22 protein-coding genes and 1 pseudogene are annotated in these 25,423 nt (G+C 61.5%); 12 read left to right on the plus strand and 11 right to left on the minus strand.

Features of this window, described 5'->3' with window-relative positions:
• The first annotated feature begins 122 nt into the window (after positions 1-122).
• From PSET11_RS15880 to nrdF, 8 genes are all read left to right on the plus strand, one after another.
• Positions 123-1,463: an NAD(P)/FAD-dependent oxidoreductase gene (locus PSET11_RS15880; RefSeq protein ID WP_238989194.1), complete on the plus strand. Its 1,341-nt coding sequence runs from the start codon at positions 123-125 to the stop codon at positions 1,461-1,463.
• A complete protein-coding gene (locus PSET11_RS15885) occupies positions 1,460-2,191 on the plus strand; it encodes a DUF1365 domain-containing protein (RefSeq protein WP_124093306.1) in 732 nt (243 codons plus the stop codon). Before PSET11_RS15880 ends, PSET11_RS15885 begins: the two co-directional genes overlap by 4 nt.
• Positions 2,188-3,561 carry a class I SAM-dependent methyltransferase gene (locus PSET11_RS15890; protein WP_124093307.1) on the plus strand — a complete coding sequence of 458 codons (1,374 nt, stop codon included), beginning with the start codon at positions 2,188-2,190 and terminating at the stop codon, positions 3,559-3,561. The genes PSET11_RS15885 and PSET11_RS15890 overlap by 4 nt, the downstream gene beginning before the upstream one ends.
• Positions 3,558-4,796 carry an SAM-dependent methyltransferase gene (locus tag PSET11_RS15895; RefSeq protein WP_124093308.1) on the plus strand — a complete coding sequence of 413 codons (1,239 nt, stop codon included), beginning with the start codon at positions 3,558-3,560 and terminating at the stop codon, positions 4,794-4,796. Before PSET11_RS15890 ends, PSET11_RS15895 begins: the two co-directional genes overlap by 4 nt.
• Positions 4,797-5,161: 365 nt before the next feature.
• Positions 5,162-5,407 carry a glutaredoxin-like protein NrdH gene (gene nrdH, locus PSET11_RS15900; protein WP_124093309.1) on the plus strand — a complete coding sequence of 82 codons (246 nt, stop codon included), beginning with the start codon at positions 5,162-5,164 and terminating at the stop codon, positions 5,405-5,407.
• Positions 5,408-5,447: 40 nt separating this feature from the next.
• A complete protein-coding gene (gene nrdI, locus PSET11_RS15905; protein WP_124093310.1) occupies positions 5,448-5,897 on the plus strand; it encodes a class Ib ribonucleoside-diphosphate reductase assembly flavoprotein NrdI in 450 nt (149 codons plus the stop codon).
• 50 nt (positions 5,898-5,947) lie between these two features.
• Positions 5,948-8,068 (plus strand): class 1b ribonucleoside-diphosphate reductase subunit alpha, encoded by a 2,121-nt coding sequence (gene nrdE / locus PSET11_RS15910; RefSeq protein ID WP_124093323.1) that lies wholly within the window; start codon positions 5,948-5,950, stop codon positions 8,066-8,068.
• Positions 8,069-8,688: 620 nt separating this feature from the next.
• Entirely contained in the window at positions 8,689-9,663 is a 975-nt protein-coding gene (gene nrdF / locus PSET11_RS15915; RefSeq protein ID WP_124093311.1) for a class 1b ribonucleoside-diphosphate reductase subunit beta, read from the plus strand.
• 290 nt (positions 9,664-9,953) lie between these two features.
• On the opposite strand, the gene PSET11_RS15920 is transcribed toward nrdF, so the two are convergent.
• The 8 genes from PSET11_RS15920 to PSET11_RS15950 all read right to left on the minus strand — a co-directional run bounded on the left by PSET11_RS15920 (position 9,954) and on the right by PSET11_RS15950 (position 19,720).
• Positions 9,954-10,355: a hypothetical protein gene (locus tag PSET11_RS15920; protein ID WP_124093312.1), complete on the minus strand. Its 402-nt coding sequence runs from the start codon at positions 10,353-10,355 to the stop codon at positions 9,954-9,956.
• Entirely contained in the window at positions 10,356-10,823 is a 468-nt protein-coding gene (locus PSET11_RS15925) for a hypothetical protein (RefSeq protein ID WP_124093313.1), read from the minus strand. It abuts the gene before it with no gap.
• A gap of 53 nt (positions 10,824-10,876) precedes the next feature.
• The gene (locus PSET11_RS15930; RefSeq protein WP_203416003.1) at positions 10,877-14,065 is read right to left on the minus strand and encodes a type I restriction endonuclease subunit R; all 3,189 of its coding nucleotides are present in this window, start codon (positions 14,063-14,065) and stop codon (positions 10,877-10,879) included.
• Positions 14,062-14,352, minus strand: coding sequence for a hypothetical protein (locus PSET11_RS16955; RefSeq protein ID WP_238989195.1), 291 nt, complete (start codon positions 14,350-14,352; stop codon positions 14,062-14,064). Before PSET11_RS16955 ends, PSET11_RS15930 begins: the two co-directional genes overlap by 4 nt.
• Entirely contained in the window at positions 14,345-14,824 is a 480-nt protein-coding gene (locus PSET11_RS16960) for a DUF1016 N-terminal domain-containing protein (RefSeq protein WP_238989196.1), read from the minus strand. The genes PSET11_RS16955 and PSET11_RS16960 overlap by 8 nt, the downstream gene beginning before the upstream one ends.
• 72 nt (positions 14,825-14,896) lie before the next feature.
• A complete protein-coding gene (locus tag PSET11_RS15940; RefSeq protein ID WP_124093314.1) occupies positions 14,897-16,039 on the minus strand; it encodes a restriction endonuclease subunit S in 1,143 nt (380 codons plus the stop codon).
• On the minus strand, positions 16,032-17,663 hold the full coding sequence (locus PSET11_RS15945; protein WP_124093315.1) for a class I SAM-dependent DNA methyltransferase: 1,632 nt from the start codon (positions 17,661-17,663) through the stop codon (positions 16,032-16,034). Before PSET11_RS15945 ends, PSET11_RS15940 begins: the two co-directional genes overlap by 8 nt.
• Positions 17,648-19,720 (minus strand): hypothetical protein, encoded by a 2,073-nt coding sequence (locus tag PSET11_RS15950; protein WP_238989197.1) that lies wholly within the window; start codon positions 19,718-19,720, stop codon positions 17,648-17,650. The genes PSET11_RS15945 and PSET11_RS15950 overlap by 16 nt, the downstream gene beginning before the upstream one ends.
• A gap of 244 nt (positions 19,721-19,964) precedes the next feature.
• On the opposite strand from PSET11_RS15950, the gene PSET11_RS15955 reads away from it, so the two are divergent.
• The gene (locus PSET11_RS15955; RefSeq protein ID WP_238989198.1) at positions 19,965-20,627 is read left to right on the plus strand and encodes an Rv1352/Rv1906c domain-containing protein; all 663 of its coding nucleotides are present in this window, start codon (positions 19,965-19,967) and stop codon (positions 20,625-20,627) included.
• Positions 20,628-20,679: 52 nt separating this feature from the next.
• Positions 20,680-21,327, plus strand: coding sequence for a DUF4352 domain-containing protein (locus PSET11_RS15960; protein ID WP_124093316.1), 648 nt, complete (start codon positions 20,680-20,682; stop codon positions 21,325-21,327).
• A 31-nt stretch (positions 21,328-21,358) separates the two neighbouring features.
• Here PSET11_RS15960 and PSET11_RS15965 read toward each other — a convergent pair whose 3' ends face one another.
• Positions 21,359-21,913 carry a DUF3090 domain-containing protein gene (locus tag PSET11_RS15965; protein WP_124093317.1) on the minus strand — a complete coding sequence of 185 codons (555 nt, stop codon included), beginning with the start codon at positions 21,911-21,913 and terminating at the stop codon, positions 21,359-21,361.
• A gap of 117 nt (positions 21,914-22,030) precedes the next feature.
• On the opposite strand from PSET11_RS15965, the gene PSET11_RS15970 reads away from it, so the two are divergent.
• A complete protein-coding gene (locus PSET11_RS15970) occupies positions 22,031-23,587 on the plus strand; it encodes a flotillin family protein (protein WP_124093318.1) in 1,557 nt (518 codons plus the stop codon).
• Positions 23,588-23,654: 67 nt separating this feature from the next.
• On the opposite strand, the gene PSET11_RS15975 is transcribed toward PSET11_RS15970, so the two are convergent.
• Positions 23,655-24,380: a TetR/AcrR family transcriptional regulator C-terminal domain-containing protein gene (locus tag PSET11_RS15975; protein ID WP_124093319.1), complete on the minus strand. Its 726-nt coding sequence runs from the start codon at positions 24,378-24,380 to the stop codon at positions 23,655-23,657.
• 159 nt (positions 24,381-24,539) lie between these two features.
• Between PSET11_RS15975 and PSET11_RS15980 the strand changes: the two genes are divergently transcribed.
• Positions 24,540-25,193 carry a DUF2306 domain-containing protein gene (locus PSET11_RS15980; RefSeq protein WP_124093320.1) on the plus strand — a complete coding sequence of 218 codons (654 nt, stop codon included), beginning with the start codon at positions 24,540-24,542 and terminating at the stop codon, positions 25,191-25,193.
• Positions 25,194-25,199: 6 nt separating this feature from the next.
• On the opposite strand, the pseudogene PSET11_RS15985 reads toward PSET11_RS15980, so the two are convergent.
• Positions 25,200-25,423: pseudogene (locus tag PSET11_RS15985) on the minus strand (HNH endonuclease); the annotation flags it as partial.

Consider the following 25,423-nt stretch of genomic DNA (forward strand, 5'->3'; position numbering starts at 1 on the left):
GGGGGCACGGAGGCTCGACGGCAACCCATCCAGTGGGTGCCCGGCTCCGAATGGCTGCTGATAGCAACGCAACACACAATGCCCTGAGCCACAGCTCACGGCCGATCTTCGGGAGACGTTTCGTGACAGACGCAGCAGGCCTGGCTGAGGGGCGGCGCATCGCCGTCATTGGCAGCGGAATTGCCGGCTTGATGGCAGCCCATGTCCTGAACCAGCGCGATCACGTGACCGTCTTTGAGGCCGATTCGCGACTTGGCGGGCACGCCCACACCCATGATGTCCCGCAGCAGGACGGCTCGGTGCTGGGCGTGGACACCGGCTTCATCGTTCACAACGAACGGACGTACCCCACCTTGCTGCGGCTCTTCGCCGAACTCGGGGTGCAGACGCAGGACTCTGAGATGAGCATGTCCATCAGGTGCGATGGCTGCGGACTCGAATACGCCGGCGCCCGCGATGGCGCCAAGGGCATCATCCCCACCCTGGGCACCCTGCGTCGCGGCCGGTACCTCCTGATGTTGCTGGAAGTGACCAAGTTTTACCGCCGGGCCCGGGCACTGGTGGCAGCCACGGACCGCGACACTGAATTAACCCTCGGTGAATTCCTGGCACGGGAAAAGTTCAGCGCCTACTTCATCTCCCACTTCATGACCCCCATTGTCAGCGCCGTCTGGTCCTGCGATCCCACCACAGCCCTGGCCTACCCGGCGCGCTACCTCTTCACGTTCCTGGGCCACCACGGCCTGCTCGGGGTCAAGGGTTCGCCGCAGTGGCGCACCGTGACGGGCGGCTCCCGCACCTACGTCGACAAGTTGGCAGCACAGCTGACGGACATCCGACTCAGCACGCCGGTGACCGCCCTGCGGCGCACGGCTGACGGTGTGGAAATCACCGCCGGCGGTGGCACCGAGCTGTTTGACGCCGTCGTGATTGCCACGCATCCCGGGCAGGCGCTGCGGTTCCTCACGGACGCGGACGACGCCGAACGGTCGGCTTTGACGGGCATGCCGTACTCGGTCAATCACACCGTTTTCCACCAAGACACCGCCGTCCTGCCCGCCGCGCAAAACGCCCGCGCGTCCTGGAACTACCGACTGCCCAGCTGCGATGCGAAACCCAACCGCGTCCTGGTCAGCTACGACATGACCCGGTTGCAGCGGCTCAGCCCGGCCGGGGGTGGCTCCTACGTGGTCAGCCTGGGCGAATCGGACCTGGTGGCGGAGTCGAGCATCCTCGATCGAATGGTCTACGAACACCCGCAGTACACCCCTGACTCGCTCAAGGCCCAGCAGCTCATTGCTGGCCTGGGGGACCAGCGCCTGGTGTTTGCCGGCGCCTACCTGGGGTGGGGCTTCCACGAGGACGGCGCACTGTCCGGGCTCAAGGCTGCCCAGCGGTTGGGCCGTGAGTGGGAAGCCAGCGCGGCGTTGCCCCAACACCAGCCAGCTGCGGAGGGCGCGTGAGTACTTCCGCAGCCATCTACCGGACCTCGATTGCGCACGTCCGGACCACGCCGCTGACCAACAAGTTCACCTACCGCAGCTACAGCTGGTTTGTGGATATTGACCATCTTCCGCAGCTGCCGCGCCTGCTGCGGCCGCTGGCGGTCTTCCGGCCGGCCGACCATCTCGGTGACCCCAATGGAACCCTCCGCGGCAACGTGGAAACGTTCCTGCGGGCCCAGGGAATCGACGTCGACGGCGGCCGCATCACCATGTTGACCAGCGCCCGCGTCCTGGGGCACGTCTTCAACCCGCTGACCCTGTTCTGGTGCCACGCGCCTAACGGGGAGCTGCGGTGCGTGATTGCGGAGGTCCACAACACCTACGGCGAACGCCACTGCTACGTCCTCGAGACGGACGAACAGGGCCGGGCCAGCGTACCGAAGGCCTTCTATGTTTCCCCGTTCAACGACGTCTCTGGCGACTATCGGATGAAGTTGCCCGAACCGTCGGACCGGCTGGCGGTGGCAATCGTCCTGGAGCGCCAAGACCAGCGGCCCTTCATCGCCACCATGGACGGCACCCGCAGCCCGGCCAGCACAGCAAACGTGCTGCGCGCCGCGGCCGCCGTTCCCTTGGCTCCCCTCCGGGTAGTCCTCCAAATCCACTGGCAAGGCATCAGGCTCTGGGCACGCAGGTTGCCCATCATCAAACGACCACACCACACCTCACAGGAGGCAGTTCAGTGACTATCACCGATGCAAACGGAACCGCAGCCGGCAGGCCCGGGGACAGGGGCGAGGTTCCCTACACCGTGCCGCAGCCGCCAGCCGTCATTGATGCAGGAATCTGGCCAGGCATCGCATCGGTGCCGTCAGGCTTCAAGGCCAGTGTGGCCGGCAAGGTTGCGGCCGGGATCTTCAAGGCAGCAGTCCGGCACCTGCCCTTGGAGGTCAGGTACCCGGACGGTGTGGTGCTTGGTTCCGCACCCGCTGGCAGCCAGCCGCCGGTCATGACCATCAACCGGCCCGACGACTTCGCGAACCGGATGGGCGACAGCGGCCTGATCGGTTTGGGCGAGTCCTACATGGCAGGGGACTGGGACGCGGACAACCTCACGGCAGTGCTCGAGGTCTTTGCCGCCCGCGCCGGGACGTTGATTCCCGAGCCGCTGCAAAAGCTCCGTGCCCTGGTCTTGCCGCGGCAGCCACGCCGGGAACGCAACACCGTGGAGAACACCCGGTCCAACATTTCCCGGCACTACGACCTCTCCAACGAACTCTTCGCTACGTTCTTGGACTCCACCATGTCCTACTCCAGCGCGTTGTTCCCCGCTTCCGGTGCGGCCGTGAAGAACATGCCGTGGGACGGCTTCGCTGCCGCGCAGCAGGCCAAGATCGACCGCCTCCTGGACAAGGCCGACGTCGGACCCGGCACCAGGGTGCTGGAAATCGGCACCGGCTGGGGTGAGTTGGCCCTGCGCGCCGCCGCCCGCGGCGCCACCGTCTACTCCGTCACGCTTTCCAGCGAGCAGCAGGAGCTGGCCCGCCAGCGGGTTGCTGCTGCCGGCTACGCGGACGCGGTGACCATCGAACTCAAGGACTACCGGGCCGTGGAGGGCGAGTACGACGCCGTCGTTTCGGTCGAGATGATCGAAGCTGTGGGGTACCAGTACTGGGCCACGTACTTCCAGACCATTGAACGGGTGCTGGCACCAGGCGGGAAGGTGGCCATCCAAGCCATTACCATTGCCCACGACCGCCTGCTCGCCACGCGTTCCGGCTACACCTGGGTGCACAAGTACATCTTCCCGGGCGGCGTGATCCCCTCCGTGCGTGCCATCGAGGAAGTCACGGAGAAGCAGACTGGGCTCCAGGTCCGCGAACGGCTGGCCATGGGCGAGCACTACGCCGAGACCCTCCGCCTCTGGGAAGAGCGCTTCATGGCGCGGCAGGATGAGGTCACAGACCTGGGATTCGACGCGATCTTCCAGCGCATGTGGCTGTTCTACCTCTGCTACTCCCGTGCTGGTTTCGCCACTGGCTACCTGAACGTCCAGCAGATTGTGTTGGACAGTCGGGTCTCAACCGTTTCCCGCACGCCTGGAATGGGCGCATGAGCGGGGCGCTGGCAGGAACCATCGCCGATGTCCTCCGGCCCGTGGTGGGTGGGGAGTTGCCCGTCCGTCTGAAGGTGTGGGACGGGTCAGAGGCTGGCCCTCTGGACGCGCCGGTGGTGCTGCTGCAGAGTCCCGATGCGATCCGTCGCCTGCTGTGGGCGCCGGGTGAGCTCGGTGCTGCGCAGGCCTACGTCACGGGGGAGCTGGAGATCGAGGGGGACCTCAACTCGGCCCTCCAACAACTCTGGGAAGTGGTCCGGCAGCGCAAGCTGTCCGGCATCCGCCCCACACGGGCCATCGTGGCCGGTATTGGGAAGATCGCCAGGGCCGCTGGCGCGTTGGGGGCGCCACCGGCTCCGCCTGTCACACAGGCCAAGGTCAAGGGACGGTTGCACAGCCTGCTCCGGGACCGGGCGGCCATCAGCCACCACTACGATCTCAGCAACGACTTCTACGAACTGATCCTCGACCCGCAGATGGCCTACTCCAGTGGCTATTGGAGGGAGGAGGCCTCAGCTTCCTACGGTGTGGAGGACGCCCAGCGCGACAAGCTCGACCTCGTCTGCCAGAAGATTGGCCTCAAGCCAGGCATGCGCATGCTGGACATCGGCTGCGGCTGGGGATCCTTGAGCTTGCACGCGGCCCGGCACTATGGGGCCACGGTGGTAGGGGTAACCCTGTCGGTAGAGCAGAAGGCCTTCATCGATGCCCGGATCAAGGAGTACGGCCTTGAAGGCCAGGTGGACATCCGCGTGCAGGATTACCGCGAAATTCCCGACGGCCCCTTCGACGCTGTTGCCTCCCTTGAGATGGGCGAGCACGTAGGCCAGAAGAACTACCCGGTCTATGCCAAGGCGTTGTTTGGCAATGTGGTCCCCGGTGGCAAAGTCCTGGTGCAGCAGATGTCCCGGCGCGGCAAACATCCTGGCGGTGGGCCGTTCATCGAGTCTTTCATTGCCCCAGACATGCATATGAGGCCCGTGGGGGAGACGTTGAGCTTCCTTGAGGGCGCTGGCCTGGAAATCGAAGGCGTGCAGGGGATGCGGCGGGACTACGTCCGCACCCTCGAAGCGTGGTACGCCACGTTCGAAGCCAATCAGGACAAAGCTGAGGCCATGATGGGCGCCGAGGTGGTCCGCGTCTGGCGGCTGTACCTGGTGGGTGCGCTCCGCAGTTTCGCGGAGGGCCGGATGGGTGTCGAGCAGATCCTGTGCAGCAGGCCTGAAGCCCTGTAGCTGGACTGTATTTCCCGCGGCCCCTGCCTGCTCTGGATCCTGTCCAGACCAGGCAGGGGCCGCTTTTGCGTGGGCACTACATGTGGTGTCCGGGACCTGGATCACACCCACGTCCGACACGCCGAAAATCACGACACGCGGAGTGTGGAAATGTGCGTAAGTCCATCCACAGGATGTGGACAGGGAGGGCTTAATCACCGGAAATCCGGCCATTTAAGCACCCTCATCCTGTGGATTAAAACTGCCTGGAATGACATACTTGTAATACATCATCTAGGGGTCGCTTCGGCCGGTCCCCACAAGATGTAGTATCGATCTACGGATTGAGCAGTACATCTAGAGACTTATTTAAGGGGATCGGCATCATGACCGTCACGGTTTACACGAAGCCAGCTTGCGTGCAGTGCAATGCAACCTACCGGGCACTGGACAAGAAGGGCATTGTCTACCAGAGCGTTGATATTTCCCAGGATGCGGAGGCGTTGGAGCGCCTCAAGAGCCTTGGCTACATGCAGGCTCCCGTCGTGGTCACGGACCAGGATCACTGGTCAGGATTCCGTCCGGACAAGATCGCTGAACTCGCCGAATCGGCCGTCTCTTCGGTCGCCTGATTTGCCCTTGCACCACCAGCACTGAACCGAGGTACCTTCCGTGGCAGCCCTAGCTGTAGACGCCACCGTTACTGACAGTGCACTCATCTGCTTTTCCTCCTCTTCGGAGAACACCTTGAGGTTTGTCCGGAAACTGGGCATGGATTTCGCCCGGCTTCCGTTGTACGCCAAGGAAGCACCACTGCTTGCCACTCAACCGTTCGTGCTGGTTCTGCCAACGTACGGCGGAACAGGTGGGGAGGGATCGGTGCCCAAGCAGGTCATCCGGTTCCTGAACGAACCCCGCAACAGGGAACTGTTGCGGGGAGTCATTGGGGCCGGCAACACGAATTTCGGGGACAACTACTGCCTGGCTGCTGACATTGTGGCCGCCAAGTGCAAAGTCCCGCATTTATACAATTTCGAACTCATGGGAACTCCAGAGGACATTTCCAGGGTCAGAACAGGATTGGAGACGTTTTGGACACGACTGTCGCAGACTCGGAGTTAGCAACGGGGGGAGTCGGCTCCCTGCCGGCGGCCGCCGTCGACAAGGCCGGAATGCCTGCCGCCTACAAGGGCTTGGGGTATCACGAGCTTAACGCGATGCTGAATCTGTACGGTCCCAACGGCGAGATCCAGTTCGAAGCCGACCGCGAGGCGGCGCACCAGTACTTCCTGCAGCACGTGAACAACAACACCGTGTTCTTCCATGACCTGGAAGAGAAGCTCGAATACCTGGTGAAGAACGAGTACTACGAGCGCGAAACGCTGGATCAGTACACGATGAACTTCATTCGCGAGCTCTACAACCGCGCGTACAAGAAGAAGTTCCGCTTCGAGACCTTCTTGGGCGCGTTCAAGTTCTACACCTCGTACACGCTGAAGACTTTTGATGGCAAGCGCTTCCTGGAGCGTTACGAGGATCGCGTGTGCATGGCTGCCTTGCACCTGGCCCGTGGCGACGAGGAACTTGCCATGCAGATGATGGACGAGATCATCGAAGGCCGCTTCCAGCCGGCTACCCCCACCTTCCTGAACGCTGGCAAGAAGCAGCGCGGCGAGTTGGTTTCGTGCTTCCTGCTCCGCATTGAAGACAACATGGAGTCGATTGGCCGGTCCATCAACTCGGCACTGCAGCTGTCCAAGCGCGGCGGCGGCGTGGCGTTTGCGCTGACCAACATCCGCGAGGTGGGCGCACCCATCAAGCAGATCGAGAACCAGTCTTCGGGCGTCATCCCCGTGATGAAGCTTCTCGAGGACAGCTTCTCCTACGCCAACCAGCTCGGTGCCCGCCAAGGTGCCGGCGCAGTGTACCTGCACGCGCACCACCCGGATATCTACCGTTTCCTTGATACCAAGCGGGAGAACGCGGATGAGAAGATCCGGATCAAGACCCTTTCGCTCGGCGTCGTGATCCCGGACATCACGTTTGAGCTGGCCAAGAAGGACGAGGACATGTACCTGTTCTCGCCGTACGACGTTGAGCGCGTCTACGGGATGCCGTTCTCTGACGTCTCGGTCACCGAGAAGTACTACGAGATGGTGGACGATTCCCGGATCAAGAAGACCAAGATCAAGGCCCGCGAGTTCTTCCAGACCCTCGCCGAGATCCAGTTCGAGTCCGGTTACCCGTACATCATGTTCGAGGACACGGTGAACCGGGAGAACCCGATCGAGGGCAAGATCATCATGTCCAACCTGTGCTCTGAGATCCTCCAGGTCTCGCAGCCCACCACGTACAACGATGACCTGTCCTACGAGCAGACCGGCAAGGACATTTCCTGCAACCTGGGTTCGCTGAACATTGCCAAGACCATGGACAGCCCGGACTTCGGCCTGACCATTGAGACGGCTATTCGGTCCCTTTCTGCGGTGTCGGACATGTCCAACATCACCTCGGTGCCTTCTATCGCCAAGGGCAACGATCAGAGCCACGCCATCGGCCTGGGCCAGATGAACCTGCACGGCTACCTGGCCCGCGAGCGGGTTCACTACGGTTCGGAAGAGGGGTTGGACTTCACCAACATCTACTTCTACTCCGTGGTTTACCACGCGGTGCGCGCTTCCAACCAGCTGTCCATCAAGACCGGGCAGACCTTCGGTGGCTTCGAGAACTCCAAGTATGCCTCCGGTGAGTTTTTCGACAAGTACACGGACCGGGAATGGCTGCCGCAGACGGAGAAGGTGGCGGAGCTCTTCAAGGGCATCCACATTCCCACGCAGGAGGACTGGCGTGCGCTGAAGGCGTCCGTCATGGAGCACGGTATCTACAACCAGAACCTGCAGGCTGTCCCGCCCACGGGTTCGATCTCCTACATCAACAACTCCACCTCCTCGATCCACCCGGTGGCGTCCAAGATCGAGATCCGCAAGGAAGGCAAGCTGGGCCGCGTCTATTACCCGGCGCCGTACCTGACCAACGACAACCTGGAGTACTACCAGGACGCGTACGAGATCGGCTACGAGAAGGTCATCGACACCTACGCTGCCGCCACCCAGCACGTGGACCAAGGCCTCTCGCTGACGCTGTTCTTCAAGGACACCGCCACCACCCGCGACATCAACAAGGCCCAGATCTACGCGTGGAAGAAGGGCATCAAGACCATCTACTACATCCGTCTGCGCCAGCTCGCGCTGGAAGGCACGGAAGTGGACGGCTGCGTCAGCTGCATGCTGTAATCAACCAATATAGGTTGATTATTAACTAACGAATTCTTTCAGGCTTTGCAAATTTTAAAAGCTTGAGGGGTCGTGCACTAACACGACCCCTCAAGAAAGTCCCGGAAACGAGACAGTTCCAAGTTATTGCCTGGACTGTTGAGTTTACAGGAGTTGTCGGCCTTCTGTCGAAGGCCCTCCTCCCGGGCATAGCTCCGGGAAGGAGTTGATAGTCATGGCCACTGTACGTCGTACGATTCGCCGCACTATCCGCATCACGATCCGCCCCGTTTAGGGCGAGTATGCATCCGTACAACTCAACAGGAAGGAGAAAATATCATGGCAAAGGGTTCTTACCGAAGCGCCAAGACCGGTCGTTACGTGACGCCAAAGTACGGCAAGTCGCATCCGTCGACCACCGTCAAGGAATCGAAGTGACATCGTCGCTTTGAGGCCACGCGGGTCCACGAAAGTGGGCCCGCTTGTGGTGCTTAAGCTTGTGAAGCCGACAAATCTTGACGCCTTGTTATGAAGGTTACATGGCACCAGATGCAGACCGTTGGGGGCCTTAAAGACGCTACGATTGGTATTCAACCGCTGGATAAATCTGGCGTGGAATGCCAACAGGCGGAGGAAATCATATGACCGAGAAGGTCAAGCTGCTTAACCGCGTCGAAGCGATCAACTGGAACCGCATCCAGGACGACAAGGATGTGGATGTCTGGAACCGCCTGGTCAACAACTTCTGGCTGCCCGAGAAGATCCCGCTGTCCAATGACGTGCAGTCGTGGAACACCCTCACGCCGGCCGAGCAGCAGCTAACCATGCGCGTCTTTACGGGGCTGACCCTGCTGGACACGATCCAGGGCACCGTGGGCGCCGTGTCGCTGATCCCGGATGCGATCACCCCGCACGAAGAGGCCGTGTACACGAACATCGCGTTCATGGAGTCGGTGCACGCCAAGAGCTACTCCTCGATATTCTCCACACTGGCTTCCACCAAGGAGATTGACGAGGCTTTCCGTTGGTCCACGGAGAACCAGAACCTTCAGAAGAAGGCTCAGATCGTCATGGATTACTACCAGGGCGACGATCCGCTGAAGCGCAAGGTGGCTTCCACCTTGCTGGAGAGCTTCCTGTTCTACTCGGGCTTCTACCTGCCCATGTACTGGTCCTCGCGCGCCAAGCTGACGAACACGGCTGACCTGATCCGCCTGATCATCCGCGACGAGGCCGTGCACGGCTACTACATCGGCTACAAGTTCCAGAAGGGCCTGGAAGGTCTTTCCGAGGAGCGCAAGCAGGAGATCAAGGACTACACCTTCGAGCTGCTCTTCGAGCTGTACGAGAACGAAATCCAGTACACGCACGACCTCTACGACGGCGTTGGCCTGGCCGAAGACGTCAAGAAGTTCCTGCACTACAACGCCAACAAAGCCTTGATGAACCTGGGCTACGAGGCCATGTTCCCGGCGTCCGTCACAGACGTGAATCCGGCCATCCTTTCGGCCCTGTCACCGAACGCTGACGAGAACCACGACTTCTTCTCCGGGTCGGGTTCTTCCTACGTCATTGGCAAGGCTGTCAATACTGAGGATGACGACTGGGACTTCTAGTCCTTCGCCGCCAGTCAGGTTGAGATCTGCTTAAAGAGGCAAGTGGGCCCTGCACCTTCAAAGGTGCAGGGCCCACTAGCTTGTCCAGGAGCTACCAATCCCTGCTGACGCGTTCACGAAGCTCTTCAGTCTGTTTCAACACTTTCGCTGCGGCGGGGGAGACTGTGACGGTTTTTCCGCCCCGCGATTTCAACACCACGGTTACATACTGTCCACTCGCAGCATCTCGGGAAGCCGCAGTTGCAGGGCTCCTGATGGCTGGCTTGGACGTGGTGAAGGACTTCTTGGCCCTACCTGGGATCACTGACACGTGGCCTCCTCAAGATGTTTCTTCTACGTCCAGTCTGAGACTCTTCCAGCGCGCTGTCTATGACCAAGTCTTGCACGGCGCCGCCGACTTCATAGAGGAATTCCTCCTCTCCCCTCGCCAACAACTTGCTCTCCCCGAGTTTTGTGAGTGCTTGAATACCGACAGATTTTGCAGGCAGGTCGCCTTTTATGGCTAGGTCCATGGCCCACTGAGCCCGCTTCCACCACTGGTCTCGCTTGTCGGCACGATGCCGCTGAACCAGCGCGGCCACAGCGATGCCGCCTGCCACCACGGCAGCGAACAACGTTGCCAAGGGGGCAGCGGCGCTGACAATCTGCAGCCACTCAGGAACCGGTGATGCTGCAGGCGATGGGATTTGCACCTATGCGACCGTACTTCGCTGTCGCTTTTCTCGTTCGACGCCTCGGATGATGAGTTCGCCGGCTACCCCCAAACCAAGAAGGGTCAGCAGGTTGCCATTCCGCATGGAACTTCCGGCGATGTAGCTGTTCTGGGCCGCCTGTACCACTGCTACGTCGTTCAAGTACCATCCGTTGACTACGCTTTGCTGCGCTGCCCCCTTGGTTTCGCCCGCGTTGAGTTCATTCGTGACGGCGGCCTCGGCGAGGTCCGCTTTCCAATCCGATGGATCGCTGCCGCTGTGAATTGCAGGGTTGTTGGCAATCCAGGTGATGATCATCAACACTCCCAATATGGAGCCCAAAATTATCCTGGCTCCGTTGGTCGAACGGAGTTTCAACAACTTCAACCGCTTGGCCTTGAGCTGCGGGGCATGGTCAGGTGTCGGCGGTAATTCCGGCACGACATTAGAAGATTCGTATGTAGTCATGTCCCCATTTTCTCGGTGCTTCTATACCCGCCTGCTGGCGGAACTCTTGTGGCCTACGCCCGGGCGTCGGCGAACCGCGGGGCCATGGACTCCATCTGTTCCATGACGAGCTTGATGGCTTCGGGCTGCTTGTCCGGTGGATAGCCAAATCGGACCAGGAGCCGCTTGATCGAGGAACGAAGCTTCGCGCGGACGTCGTCGCGTACGGTCCAGTCCGTTCGCACGTCGCGCCGCAACACGGACACCAACTCGCGGGCGATGTCGGCCAGGACGCCTTCGCCTTGGACCTCCACCGCTGATTCGTTCGAAGCCACAGCGTCGTAGAAGGCCAGTTCGTCAGAGTTCAACGGGGGAGTGAAGTGCGCACCGCGCTTGCCCTCGGCAGCAACTTCGCGCGCCAGTTCCACCAGTTCCGCGATCACCTCAGCTGAGGTGAGCTGCTGATTCGTGTACTTCTTCATCAGCTCGGTGATCCGCTCGGAGAACGCCCGCTGCCGGATGACGTTGTTCCGCGTCGTGGCAGCCGATTCATCGGCAATCAGCTTCCGCAACGCCTCGATGGCCAGCTGCGGGTTCCGCGCCTTCTGCGTCGAGGCCATGAATTCCGGTGTCAGGTCATCCAGGGACGGCTTCGGCATGCCGGCAGCGTCGTAGATGTCCAGCACATCACCCGACGACGTGGCGTTGGCGATCAGCTGCCCGAGTAGCCGCTGGATTTCCTCGGGAACCGGTTCGCCGCTGGCCTGCCGGTCGGCGGCATCGTACTTTGCCATCCAGACACGGATCTCCTCGTACACCTGGATCTCCGGCCGCAGTTCAGCCAGCGTCTCCGAGCCGGAGCACAGCGCCCACGCACGGGAAAGCTGGCTGGAGAATTTGCGGTACTTGGAAGCAACCGATTCGTCGCCGTCCGTGGGCTGATTACCGGGCGTGCCAGGACTGCGCAAGTAACTGACGGCGCCCGTGACGGCGTTCAGAAACGACTTTGGACCGCCTTTCATGAGCACGGCCTTCCAATCATGGCCGGCCAGCAGGGAACGGAGAGACTCCACCAAAGAAACCGTCAGGCCAACAGCTTCGTCGATATTCTTGCCCACCGGCTTGTTCGCACGGTCAGACTGCGTGTACTCGCCCAGCGCCTTCGCCAAGTTTTCGGCCAGAGGCGCGTATGCGACCAGCAACCCGTCTTTTTTGCCGCGGAAGGTGCGGTTCACGCGTGCCAACGTCTGCATCAGCAATGCGCCCTTGAGCGGACGGTCCAGATACAGGGTGTGCAGAGGCGGGGAATCGTAGCCGGTGAGCATCATGTCTTTGACGATCACCAACTCCAGTTCGTCGTCCACGTTTTTGAGCCGCTCTTTCACCCGGGCATTCAAAGAGTCGCGGCGCACATGGTCGGACACCGGCGGCACATCGGTTGCGTCGCCTGAGTACACCACCTTGATCTTGCCTTTGGAGAGATCGTCTGAATGCCAGTCGGGCCGCAGCTCCACAATCGCGGAATACAGTTTCGCGCAGATCTCCCGCGTCCCGCCGACGATCATTGCCTTGCCTGGCGCCTCGATGAACTTTCCCATCCGCTCGCGCCGGTTTTCCCAGTGCGCCACCAAGTCCTCGGCCAGCGCGGCGATCCGCTGTGGCGCACCGTAGACAGCGTTGACGACGGCGACACTCGCCTCGAGGCGCGTCCGCTCGGTATCGTCCAGGCCCAGTGTCGCTTCGTCGGCAGCCTGGTCCAGGATCTCCTCCGTGACGTCCGAAGCCAGGCCGACCTTCATCAGACGCGGCTCGAAGTAGACCGGCACCGTGGCACCATCCTGCACAGCGCGGGACAGGTCATAGATGTCGATGTAGTCGCCAAAGACGTCCTGGGTGTTGCGGTCGTCAAACGAGATGGGCGTGCCGGTGAACGCGATCAGCGTTGCGTTCGGAAGCGCGTCGCGGAGGTGGCGGGCGTAACCATCCAGGTCGTCGTAGTGCGACCGGTGTGCTTCATCCACCATCACAATGATGTTCCGTCGGTCGGACAGCAGCGGGTGGTCTGCGCCGGCGTCCTTCTCCGACTGGCTGCGGCCGAACTTCTGCAGCGTGGTGAAGTAGATACCGCCGGTGGTCCTGTTGCTCAGTTCCTCCCGCAGCTCGGACCGCTTCTTGACCTGCTTTGGCGACTCCGCCAGGAGGAGGCTGCGATCAAAGCCTTCGAACAGTTGCCCGTCCAGTTCATTCCGGTCGGTGATCACTACCACCGTGGGATTTCTCAGCTTGGGCTGCCGGGCCACCATGTTGGCGTACAGTTCCATTTCCATGGACTTGCCTGAGCCCTGGGTGTGCCAGACGACGCCAGCCTTGCCGTTGCTTTCCACCGCCTGGATGGTACTGGCTACGGCTTTAGTGACCGCGTAGTACTGGTGCGGCTTGGCGATCCGCTTGGCCAGACCGCCGGAGCCTTGGTCGAAGGCGGTAAAGTTCCGCGTCAGTTGCAGGAAGCGTTCCTGGTTGTAGAGCCCGTCCAAGGCCGTGTCCAACGCGGTGACGGCGTCGCCGTCGAGCAAGTAGCCCTGGGGAACCGGCACGCCGTCGTCGTCCACATTCCACGGTGAGAAGTGATTGAACGGGGTGAACGGCGTTCCGTATTTGGCCTGGATCCCGTCGCTGGCGAGCGTGAAGACGCAGAAGCGGAAGGCCATGGGGAATTCGCGGAGATAGGTCTGCAACTGCGCGTGCGCGCCTGGGAGGTCGGCGTGGGCATTGCCGGCCTTCTTGAGTTCGATGATGCTGACGGGCATGCCGTTGCAGTACAGGACAAGGTCGAAGCGGCGTTTGTAGTCGCCCTCCACGAGGGTGACCTGGCTGACGGCGAGCCAGTCGTTCTGGTCCGGCGCCGGGCTGAGCAGCCGGATGGTGGGGTTGGCTTCGTTGCCGTCGGAGTCGATGTAGGTCAGCCGGTAACCGTCCACCAGGCAGGTGTGGATCCGGTGGTTCTCGGCCATCGGATCATTTGACTTTGGTGCTGCGATCTCCGCGAGTGCCTGCTGGAGGTACTGCGCCGGCACTGTCGGGTTGAGCCGACGCAGGGCTTCGAGCAGCCGCGGCCGGATGAGCAGCTCAGCCCACGATTCGCGTTCCCCGGTTCCTGGCGCAATTGCCTGCCCGTCGAGCGGCATCCAATCCAACTCGCCGAGCCGCTCCTTCGCGGCGCCTTCCCAGTCTGCTTCGGAAAAGGCTAGTGCTGGTGCTGTCACGGTGATTCCCCCTGGTTGACCGGATCTTCTGATGATATGTCCTGTGAAAGTTCGGCTTCGAGTTCGCTGATACTTGGAAGCGTGGAGATGAACTCCTCCGGCATGGACTTCACGATCTCCGACTCCCACTCGGCTATGCCGATGGGTTCGCGCTCATTCCGTTTACCGGTCATGGACACGAAGTCAAAGAAATAGGGGTCCTTGAAGGACTGCCGTGCAAGGTCCGAGCCCGACGGCGGCAGGGTCGCCTTGAAGTTGTTGATCACCTTGCCGGAGCTTTCACGCAAACGTCTCAATCTGGTGCCCCCGGACGCTGTGGGACCAGCCTTCGGCGCTGGCGCAAGCCATGTACCAGAGCCGGTCCTCGGGCTCGGCAAGCTTCTCCAGCAGCAACACATGGTGGCTCCACGGCAATGCTGCAGACGCTGTCTGCAACATTGCGAAGTCGGGCCACGCGGCAGCGAAAGACTTCATATACCGCAGATTCCGTGGCGAGAAACCACGGGCCTCGGGAAAACGATCCCGAAGATCGGCAGATAATCGGGTCACCACCTTGGATCCCCAGCCCTCTTGGGACTCGCGTTCCAGGAGTTCGCACCCAATGGACCAATACGCGCGCACGAGTTCCTCATTGGCTGCCGAGACCGCCTTGGACCGACCTGTGTCGATCTGATGTGCCACGGACGCCAGCAACTCCGGGTACCAATCCGGCATGCCTGACTTCGCTGGCGTTGATTCAAACGATGCTGGTGTGGACACGTGGATCGGTTCCTTTCCGGGCGGTCATTTCACCTTGAACGTATCCGCCCGCCCTGACATTCTTGGCAGACATCACACTGCGGCAGCGACCAGCGCTTCCGCGTCCTTGACCCTCAGCTTGCCGGACATGAGTTGGGGGAGGAGAGCATCGCGGGTGGCGGCCAAGCAGATGCTCTCACGACTGACAGTCTGGAGCAGACTCAGCAAATATCCGTATTGAAGTGCAAATTCCGCTGCCGATTGGGCATTCGGAACGCTGACTACCTTTTTCATCAAAAGTTGCCAATGGCGTTTGTACTCTTCATGTCTTTGTAGACCGCTCAACGCGCAGTAGAGGGTTAGCGACGGGATGCCAGACCCCTTGAAAGGTACTGTATTAGGGCCGACGGTAAATTTTTGGGCCGCGATACCTAACCTGCAGGTGTGGTCTCCAAAGTAAAGAATTGGGTGCTCCGCGCTGGCCTCCAAGAACCCGTCGCCGTTTAGGTAGCCAAGGAGTCCTGCTTCGCTTTGATCGAACACTGGAAAGTCGCCTTTGGCAAGCAGTTCGTCTTTCGCGATTTTCCGGTTTGGTGTGATGCGGTGAACCAGACTTTCGACCGCGACTTGGTGCGAAGGATTTGCGGCAATAAGACCAAGATATGAGGCATGCAAAATATCCTCAACAGTCCGAGCAAGTTTGGTGTTGGCGGCGATCTTGTCGTCGAGGGCGCCCAGCACCTCGGCAATTGCTCGTTGTTCCGAGACCTCGGGTAGGGACAACTTCAGCGACCGAATATCGGCAAGGTTGATGTATGCAGCCATGTCTGTGTTGTTCATCCGGTCGGCGGCTTGATTCCAGAACTCCTGGCTACTGAACCAGTAGCGTAGGAAGCGAGGTGTTATTACATCGGAATCCAGAACCCGGAAATAGCAGAGCTGCGGGCTGTAGACGACCTGCTCATCTGTTTCGGGTAGAACGGCCACTCGGCCAACAGTGCCCTTAGTGGTCAGAAGGATGTCACCGGGATGTCCCAATTTCGTACCGATGGCCCTGACGTAGTCAGCCGAAACGAAGTCCGGTCCTTCGAAGCTGACAGCATCGTCCATCACGTCGGCAACACGAATGATCCGGTAACCCGGCTGGCCGTGCTCGCTTCGTTTGGTTCTGTAACCGTCACCGAACTGGAGGGCACCGAGAGCTGCTATTTCGCCGATTGAGGTAGTCCTAGACATCCAAGCGCCTCAACTGCTCGCGCACAACAGCGGCCAGCCGCTCGGACTCGTCGAACTGCTCCAGCAGCTCCTTCGACAACCTCGCGACCTTCTCCTCGATCGGTTCGCCGTCGTCCTCAACGTCGGCGGCTCCAACGTACCGGCCCGGCGTCAGCGCGTAGTCGGCAGCCTTGACCTCCGCGAGGCTGGCCGAATAGCAAAAGCCTGCTTCGTCGTCGTACGTCAGCCCGGTCTCAACGGCCGAAGCAGTGCCTCGCCACGCATGGTAGGTGTTGGCGATCTTGGCGATGTCCTCGTCGGAGAGAGCACGTTCGGCGCGGTCCACCATGGAGCCCAGGTTCCGGGCATCGATGAAGAGTACCTGCCCTGTCCGGTCCACCGAGCCGCGCGGGCCAGCGGTCTTGTCCTTGGCGAAGAACCAGGTGCACACCGGGATGCCGGTGCTGCGGAACAGCTGCGTGGGGAGGGCCACCATGCAGGAAACGAGGTCTGCCTCCACCAGCTGGGCACGGATCTCACCCTCGCCGCCGGAGTTGGAGGACATGGAGCCGTTGGCCATGACCACTCCCGCGCTGCCGCCGGGCGCCAGCTTGGAGATGATGTGCTGGATCCACGCATAGTTGGCGTTGCCGGCCGGCGGGACGCCGTACTTCCAGCGCGGATCGGACTCGGAACGGGCCCAGTCCTTAATGTTGAAGGGCGGGTTGGCAAGGATGAAGTCCGCTCCGTTGTTGCCGATCAGCTCCGGATGCTGGTCACGGGCGAAGGTGTCGCCCCAGCGGGAGGCGAGGTTGGCATTCAGGCCGTGGATCGCCAGGTTCATCTTGGCCATCCGCCAGGTACGCTCGTTCAGCTCCTGGCCGTAGACCGAAATATCCGAGCCCTCCATGTTGTGCGCGGCCAAGAACTTCTCGGCCTGGACGAACATGCCGCCGGAGCCACAGCAGGGGTCGTAGACACGGCCGCGGTGCGGTTCCAGCACCTCCACCAAGACGCGGACCACACCGGCGGGGGTGTAGAACTCGCCACCGCGCTTACCCTCGGCCTTGGCGAACTTCTCCAGGAAGTACTCGTACACCTCACCGAGCAGGTCGCGGGCCTTGCTGGCGCCCTGGCCGGTGAATCGGGCCGAGTTAAACAAGTCCAGCAGTTCACCAAGGCGGCGCTGGTCCACATTATCCCGGTTGTAGATCCGTGGCAGCGTGGCGGCCAAGGACTTGTTGTCCGCCATGATGAGTTCCATCGCCTCATCGATCAGCAGCCCGACGGACTTCGGGGCCGCGCCGTCCAACGAATCGACGCCCTTGGCGTTCTCCGCCAGGTAGGTCCAGCGCGCCCGCGGCGATACCCAGAACACGCCGCGGCCGGTGTACTCGTCCACGTCATCAATCAGTTGGGCGATTTGCTCCTCGTTGAGCCCATCGGCTTCCAACTCTGCCTGGATCTGTTCGCGCCGTTCATCGAAGGCGTCCGACACATATTTCAGGAACACCAGCCCAAGAATCACGTCCTTGTACTGCGAAGAATCCATCGAGCCGCGGAGCTTGTCCGCCGCCTTCCAGAGCGTGTCCTTGAGTTCCTTCATGGTGGACGGGGCGAGGTCCACTTTCACTTTCGGGGGCATGATGCGATTCCTTCTTCTGGCACGGCGTGGGTAAGGGGGTCTGTCAGGGTGAGGCTTCCGCCCGCAACGCCGTCCGTCATCAGGGTAGCGAGTTCTTCGAGCCGCTTGAGACGTTCGCGGGTTTCGGACTGCTCGCGGTGGAGGTTTTGCAGGGCGCTGGCCAGCGGCAGCCGCTGGGCTTCGGGTGTCCGGCGTAGCCGCCAATTTCGCCAGGTCTTGTCCGCGGGATTGAGCCGGTTGATGTCACGGACGACGACGGCAGGCAGCAGGCCGCCCGGGTCGCCCTGGTCAATCCTCACGATCCGGGCGGGAAAGACGACGACGGCGCCGCCCTCCGCGTCGAGCATGGCGGCCGGCCGCGGGCTGGTACAGAAAACCACGTCGCCAGGCTCGGTAAGCCTGCCGGCCGGATATTTGGCGGCAAAGTCGAGGAGGGTGATGAACCGCGGCTGGGCGTTGTTTGGATTCATCAGTTCGTCGCGTCCTAGGACCCGGCTGCCGCCTCTGCTGTTCATGTCCTCCGCACGGAGCCTGATGCCTTGGAGGTACTTGATGTGTCCGGCGGTGAGCATTTCCTGAACTGTCGCGGGTGGTTTCCCTGCTTCGAGTGCCGCCAGCTGGGCACGCGGAAGTGCCGGGCGGGACGATTCGGTGGCCAAGGCTCGGGTGAGTTCCTCGATCCGCAGCGCTGCTTCGGCGCCGCGTACCGACGTCGTACTTCTTTTGACGGAAGCGTCAACTAGGGCACCCCGGCCAGCCAGGAGCACCCGGGTCTGCACCAGGCGGGCAAACCGAAAGGCGTGCGCGCGGAGGGTGGCCCGATCGCCCATGGAGGCAGCAACGTCGCTGATCAGGTCCTGGGTCACGTCGAGGGTGAGCGGGATTGTCGCCAAGTCGGCCACCATGGTCCAGCGTTCCGCGATGGGGACATTGGCAAATGCTGGGCCGAGGATCCACAGGGCCTGCTGTTCCCGCGGCTTGGCACGAAGGAGGCCCGCCGGAAGCTGGACGATGGCGCGGACACGACCGGAACGCAACAGGTCCGATCGAAGGTTGCTGGCTTCTCCGGACAGTGCATCGCACAGAACCCGGGCAGGGGCGATGACCACGCCACGCTGCGAGTCGTCCATCTGGAGCACGATGTTTTCGATTCCGGACAAAATTCCTGTGCTGCCCGGCTCCAGATTGCCCGGGGAGGGAAACTGCGCCACGTGGACGGCCGGTCCGTTCACGGCGAAAGCCCCGTTGGCATCGATTTTCACCGGCCCGTTATCCGTACCGTGGACGGCTAGCCGGCGCCTCGCCAGCCGTGATGCGCTCCCGTGGTGGTCGGCTGCCAAGAAAGTGAGTGAATGGGACTCGCCAAATTGCTGCACGATGCTGAGCATGACGTCGCTCCCGCCCGGCGTCGAGTCGACGAAAAGGAGCCTGCCCTCCAGTGTGGTTGCAAGCTCCATGGCGGCTGCAGCGGTCAGCGCCAGCGCCGGCTCGGCAAGGGCCGTGTCTGATTGCTCGCGCAGGCCTTCCTTGAACCGATGGGCAAGCAGCTTCTCGAAAGCCGCCGATGCGCTGAAGGCGCTGTCCGCCAGCCTGTCGGCGAAGCTCGCGAGTCCAGCCAGTGCCGAGCCGAGTGCTGCGAGTTCGCTGTAGAGGAATGCATCATCCGGGTCGGCTTCATCCGCGGCATCAAGGAGTTCGGCGGCAGTCGATTGTGCCAAGGCCTGTCCTGTCAACACTTTCAGGGCAAGCAGCGCAGTCAGGCCGTCAAACGTCAGGCGGCTATCCCTAGGAGATTCGCTTGACGTCACCGCGAGTCTGGCGAAAATCGCGACGTCGTTGCCCGCCTCTTGGTTGTTGCCCCGGCCTGTGGCCTGAAGCCATGCGGTGACGCGGCCGGCGTCGAACATCTCGATGCCGTTGACTCGTTCTGCGGCCGGCGGGAATGGAAGCGGACCGCCGCTGCTGCGCTTGCGCCACATGGATACTACGGGCCGCTGAACCTGCGCCAGCAACGCCACGTCAGAGAGGGTCATGCGCAACGTTTCCGTGGTTTCCACAGCTGCCCCCTTCTTTTCGTCGTGATGGTATCAACAGCCTATTCGAATCGGGAAACATCAAGACATGTTGTTTGATAACCCGGGTTATCAGTGATTCAAGAGTTCTTGTGAGCCTGGAACCGTAAGTTCATTTCTGCAGCCACGAAGTCATCTTCCGAGGCTGCTGCGGCGGCGGGGAACCGTGCATTGGGGGATCGGTATCCCGCCGCCGTCTAGGGATCGTCCACGAACAGAGGAAGTGAACATGTTGACTACAGACGACGCCGGCGCCCTATTGCCGGATCCGGCGGAATCCTCGGAACTGCAGACCTTGCCGGATGCGGCTGCGCCGAAACGCAGCCGGAAGAAGCGCGTCCTTGTGGCGACGGCCGGCGTCGTACTCCTGGGCGCCGGAATTGCCTTTGGAACTGTGCTGCCGGACCCCAAGACGAGTGACGCCTATAAGTCCTTAGCGGACGAGAAATCCACGGTGGAGACGGAGCGGGACGCGGCTTTGAGTAGTTATGCCTCCGTGAAGGGTAAATACGACACCCTGCAAAGCGGCATCGCCACCCGCGAAGCCAAGGTTGCCACCAAGGAGACCGAAGTTGGCAAGGCAGACGCTGCGGTCAAAACCGCTGAGGCCGCTGTCAAAGCCCGCGAAGAGGCCGTAACTGGTGCGGAGAAGGCGAAGGCTGCCAACACGGTCAGCGACGGGACCTGGACTGTGGGGTCCGACATCGAACCCGGGACGTACCGTGCTGCTGCAGCCGTGGGGTCCACCTGTTACTGGGGGATTTACCGCAGCGGGAGCAACGGCGGCGACATCATCGAAAACGACATCCCCGGCGGTGGCCGGCCCGTAATCACCCTCAGTCAAGGCCAGGACTTCAATTCAACCCGCTGCGGCAAATGGGAAAAGCAATAGCCCTGACTCCTTCCGCAGCATCATCCATTCGCATTACCTGAAAGGCATCACCATGATCAACCAGAACTTCACCTCCGTCCCTACCCCTGCAGGCCGTCCCTTCTACAAGAAGAAGCGTTATGTTGTCCCCGCCGGCGTCCTGCTGGCGGGCATTCTCATGGGCTCCTGCTCCGGAGCAGGCAACCAGGCTGCGGACTCCGGTCCCGTCGCCTCCACCACCGCGTCTTCTGACACCGCGTCTGCTGAGGCCGCGGCGCCAGTTGCCGCCTCGGCGGCGGCAGCATCGCCGTCGACCGCGCCCGTATCTACGAAGCCTGCCGTGGGCGTTCCGTTCGCCGTGAAGATGCTCAACGGAGATGTCGCCCGGATTACCGTCGTGTCCGCGGTCCGCGCCGACACTGTCACGTCCGGCGCCTTCGCCACGCCGCCCAAGAACGGCACGTACCTGCTCATGGACGTGCTGTGGGAAACGGAGTCCGGCACGACGAACTCCAACCCGCTCTACTTCTCGGCGAAGGACGCCAACGGGCGTAAGGCAGACATGAGCTTGTTCGCCGACAACCAGCTGGGCCCAGGCGAGGTGCTTCCCGGGGACAAGTCTCGGGGCAACGTCGCCTTCGATATCGCCCCAGGGACCGCCACTGTCATGATTTCCGATCCACTCCTGCAAGAAGCGGCGCGCATTCAGATTCCCGAGTAATCGAGGCACGCAGAACGGGTCTTCGGCTGCCTCAGACCTCGGGGAGCGTGCAAACGTGTCCGTCGGCGTCCATGGGGTAGCCGCACAGCGAGCAGATGGGGCGGCCTGCCCCCACCACCTCATGGGTGCGCTTGGTAAAGGCGCGGGCGGATCCCACGGGCATCCGCACCACCAACATCTCTGGTACTTCGATGCCGTCCTGGTCCAGCGGTTCGTTGTCCTCGTCGACCTCGACCTCGGTGATGGGGAAGGCCTCAATGACCACCTGGGCAGTGGTTGGGTCCCAGCCCAGGCTCATGGCGCCGGCTCGGAACTGCTCCTGAACGGGCTCAAGCTGATCGTTGTCGACCAACTCAATGGGAGTGCTGGTGGGAACGCTGAACGGATTTCCGTCGATAGTGACGAGCTGATCCAAAATCTCATCGATCTTCTCGGCTAGCAGTGCGGACTGTTGTTTTTCCAGCGCGATACTCACGATTTCGGCTCCGGCGCGCACCTGTAGATAGAACGTCCTCGCACCCGGAATGCCGATGGTGCCGACAACAACCCGATCGGGCCAGGAAAACTCATGAACACGTGTAGGCATGCCAATATCTTAGGCGACCCGGGATCAGCATCCACTCCCGTGCCAGCTAGTCGGTTTCCCTCCTTGCTACTGCCACGTAGGCTGGCCAGGACATCAATCACCGAATAAGGGGAAACAGTGATTATTGGGGGAACCATATTTATTCTGCTGGTCGCAGGGGGAGCTGTTCTGCTCCTGCTGATTGCGGGATTCATTTTCTACACCAAGAGCATCAGGTTCGCCAAGCCCAACGAGGCAATGCTGATCACCGGCAAAAGCGATCCCAACACCACCAACGAAACCTCGGACGATCAATCCCGGGTCATCATCAACAACCGCGCCTTCGTCAATCCGATCACCGAACGCGTCAGCCATATCTCGCTGTCATCGCGTCAGGTTGAGGTCACCATAGAAGCGATCTCCAACAACGGCATCCAGCTCAAACTGACGGGTGTTGCGCAGGTCAAGGTAGGCGGCGATAAGATTTCCGTCCGCAAGGCGGCCCAGCGCTTCCTCGATCAGCAGGACGCCATTGACCACTACACGCAGGAAACCCTTTCTGGCTCACTGCGCTCGATTGTGGGTACCTTGAGCGTCGACGCGATCATCAAGGACCGCGCACAGTTTGCTGCTTCCGTAAAGGAAGAAGCCGAGCATTCCATGACCAATCAGGGCTTGGTCATCGACACGTTCCAGATCAAGTCAGTGGACGATACCGGCGGCTACCTGAAGAACCTGGGCCGCCCGGAAGCTGCCCTGGTAGCGCGGAATGCCAGCATTGCCGAGGCCAACTCACAGCGTGAGGCCGCCGAAGCTAAGGCTCTGGCTGACCAGAAGACCGCCGAGGCCGAGCAGAAACTGGCGCTCCGTCGCGCCGAACTGAAGCAGGAAACCGACGCGCGGCAGGCTGAGGCCGATGCCGCCGGCCCGCTGGCCCAGGCGGATCAGCAGGAAGCCATCATCCTCAAGAACCAGCAGGTGGTGGCGCGCCAGGCTGAGCTTCGCGAGAAGGAACTCGACATCGAGGTCCGCAAGCCTGCTGACGCAGCCAAGTACAAGGTCGAAACGGAAGCTGCCGCTGATCTCGAGCGCCGTACCCGCATCTCTGAAGCCACCAAGGTTGAAGCTGCGGCCGAGCTCGAAACCCGTAAGCTGCGGGCCACCGGTAACGAGGTCGAAGCAAAGGCCCTGGCCGCCGCCAACACCGCCAAGGGAAACGCAGAGACCGAGATCAACAAGATCCGCGGCCTGGCCGAGGCCGAGGTGACCAAGACCAAGGGCATCGCCGACGCCGACGTGATTGGCCTGCGCGGTAAGGCCGAAGCCGAAGCTATCGAGGCGCAGGCCAAGGCCTACAGCGAGTTCAACGAGGCGGCTATCCTCAACAAGCTGCTTGAGGTACTGCCCTCCATCGCCAAGGAAATCGCCGCTCCGATGAGCGCCATCAGCAACATGACGGTCATTTCGAACGACGGCGCCGGGCAGGTCAGCAAAAACGTCGCCTCGGGCGTCCACGAGACAGCCCAACTCCTCAAGGACACCACGGGTTTCGACATCATCGGCATGATGAAGAACTTCGGCCAGACAACCGAGGCCCCAGCTGACGCTCCGGCGAATCGCCCGACGTTCGATGGTGGCGCCACCAACGGCCTCACGCGATCCCAATCCGCAACAGAGGGCACGGACTCTGAATAGCTCTTAAGGGCCCCAGTCAAGAACAGCAAGCCGCAGCCCCTGTCGGGGGACTGCGGCTTTGCTGTCTTTAGCTACCCTTGGCATCTACTGAGGACCAGCCGCTGATGTGAAGCCGTTCAAAGCCGTCAAGCATCACGTTCAGCGCGAACTCGAACTCAAACTGATCATCGCAACCCTGTCCAATCACGGACTCATCGTCATGGCTCGCGGCCGTGGCCACCCGCAAAATATTGGGATATGTAGCGGCCATCTGCTGGAACATGGCTGCCTGTGCCTCGGAGGATAGCGACGCCGCCGGTTGCGGTGACTGTTTAGCCGACGCATCGAAAAGTTCTTGGCTGAACCCCCAGATTCGACTGCCCATGGCATGCATGACGTGGTGGGTGAGGTCGGCGGACATCCCGCCCGCCAGGAACATGCCAATGAACGACTCGGTATAGTCCAGCACGGCAGGCGTCTGGTTAGTTCGGGTCTCGAGAACTTGCCGTGCCCACTGATGCCGCAAGAGGACTGACCTGGCCGAAAGCACTCTGAGCCGGACCACGTTCTTCCAGTCGGCGTCGTTGGCTGGCGGGTCGATCTCGGAAACGATCAGCCCCACCATGCCATCCAGCAAATCCTCTTTATGGGCAACGTGTTTGTATAACGCCATGGGCACCACGCCCAGTGACTGGCTCAGCCGCCGCATGCTGAGTTCCGCGAGACCTACGTCATCGGCTAGGTTTACGGCTGCTGCGAGCACGCGCGCCTTGTTCAGGCGCAGGCGGGCGCTGGCGTCGTTTGTCTGGGTCACGGACCACTTCCTCTCCCTGCAGCCAATCTAAACCATTGACAGGTGTATGCCGTACACCTAGTCTCAAGACACGATGTATACGCTGTACACCTCAGAGTCGAGGAGTAGGCAGTGAACGGTACCGGTAGTGCGAAAACCCGAAGCCAGCGGCCGCCAATCATGAGTGCCCCCGTCCGCAGGTCAGCATGGGTGGTGCCCACGGGGCTCGTTCTGCTCTCGCTGATTCCTATCCTGGCCGGAGCACTGAGGCTGACCGAGCTTTCCAGCGGGGCGGCTGTGACTGCGGACAATGAACGGTTTTTCGGCTCGCCCATTCCTGTGGTGATCCATATCGTCAGCGCCACCGTCTTTGCGATGCTGGGTGCGTTCCAATTTGTTTCGGCTCCTTCGGGAACCAGAATTCGCTGGCACAGGACAACCGGTAGAGTCGTCGTTCCTGCGGGGCTCTTCGCTGGCCTGTCTGGCCTTTGGATGACCGTGTTCTATTCACTCCCACCCAACGACGGGCCACTGCTGCTCTGGTTCCGGCTCGTTTTCGGCGTGGCCATGGTGGTGAGTATTGCGCTGGGAACCCGGGCCATCGTGCAGCGTCAGTTCGCCCGTCATGGCGCTTGGATGACCCGTGCCTACGCCGTCGGAGTGGCGGCTGGGACGCAGGCCATAGTCCTGACGGCAGCCGAACTCATCGCTGGGCCACCGGACTTGACGTCGAGGGCACTGCTGATGGGAGCTTCGTGGCTGCTCAACCTAGCCATCGCCGAGTACATCATCCAGCGCCGTGCTTTCGTGGGCAGGCGTCACGCTCTTACTTAGGCGGGTTCAGCCGGGTGGTCGGCCGGCTGGCTGTGGTGGTGTTCCTGGGGGTGGGGGTGCTGTGGAGGTGTAGGTGTGTCCGGTGGGTGTGGTGATGTGGAGTTGGTGCCTGCCGGGCTCGTTGGTGCCGGTGGTGCCGGGGTTGGTGGTGGTTTTCCAGCCGGGTTGTTCTTTGGTGTAGTTGCAGGCTTCGCAGAGTCCTGCGGTGTTGGTGGCGGTGGTGGTCCCGC

Origin of the sequence: Arthrobacter ulcerisalmonis (assembly GCF_900609065.1) — a bacterium.
Lineage (GTDB): Bacteria > Actinomycetota > Actinomycetes > Actinomycetales > Micrococcaceae > Arthrobacter > Arthrobacter ulcerisalmonis.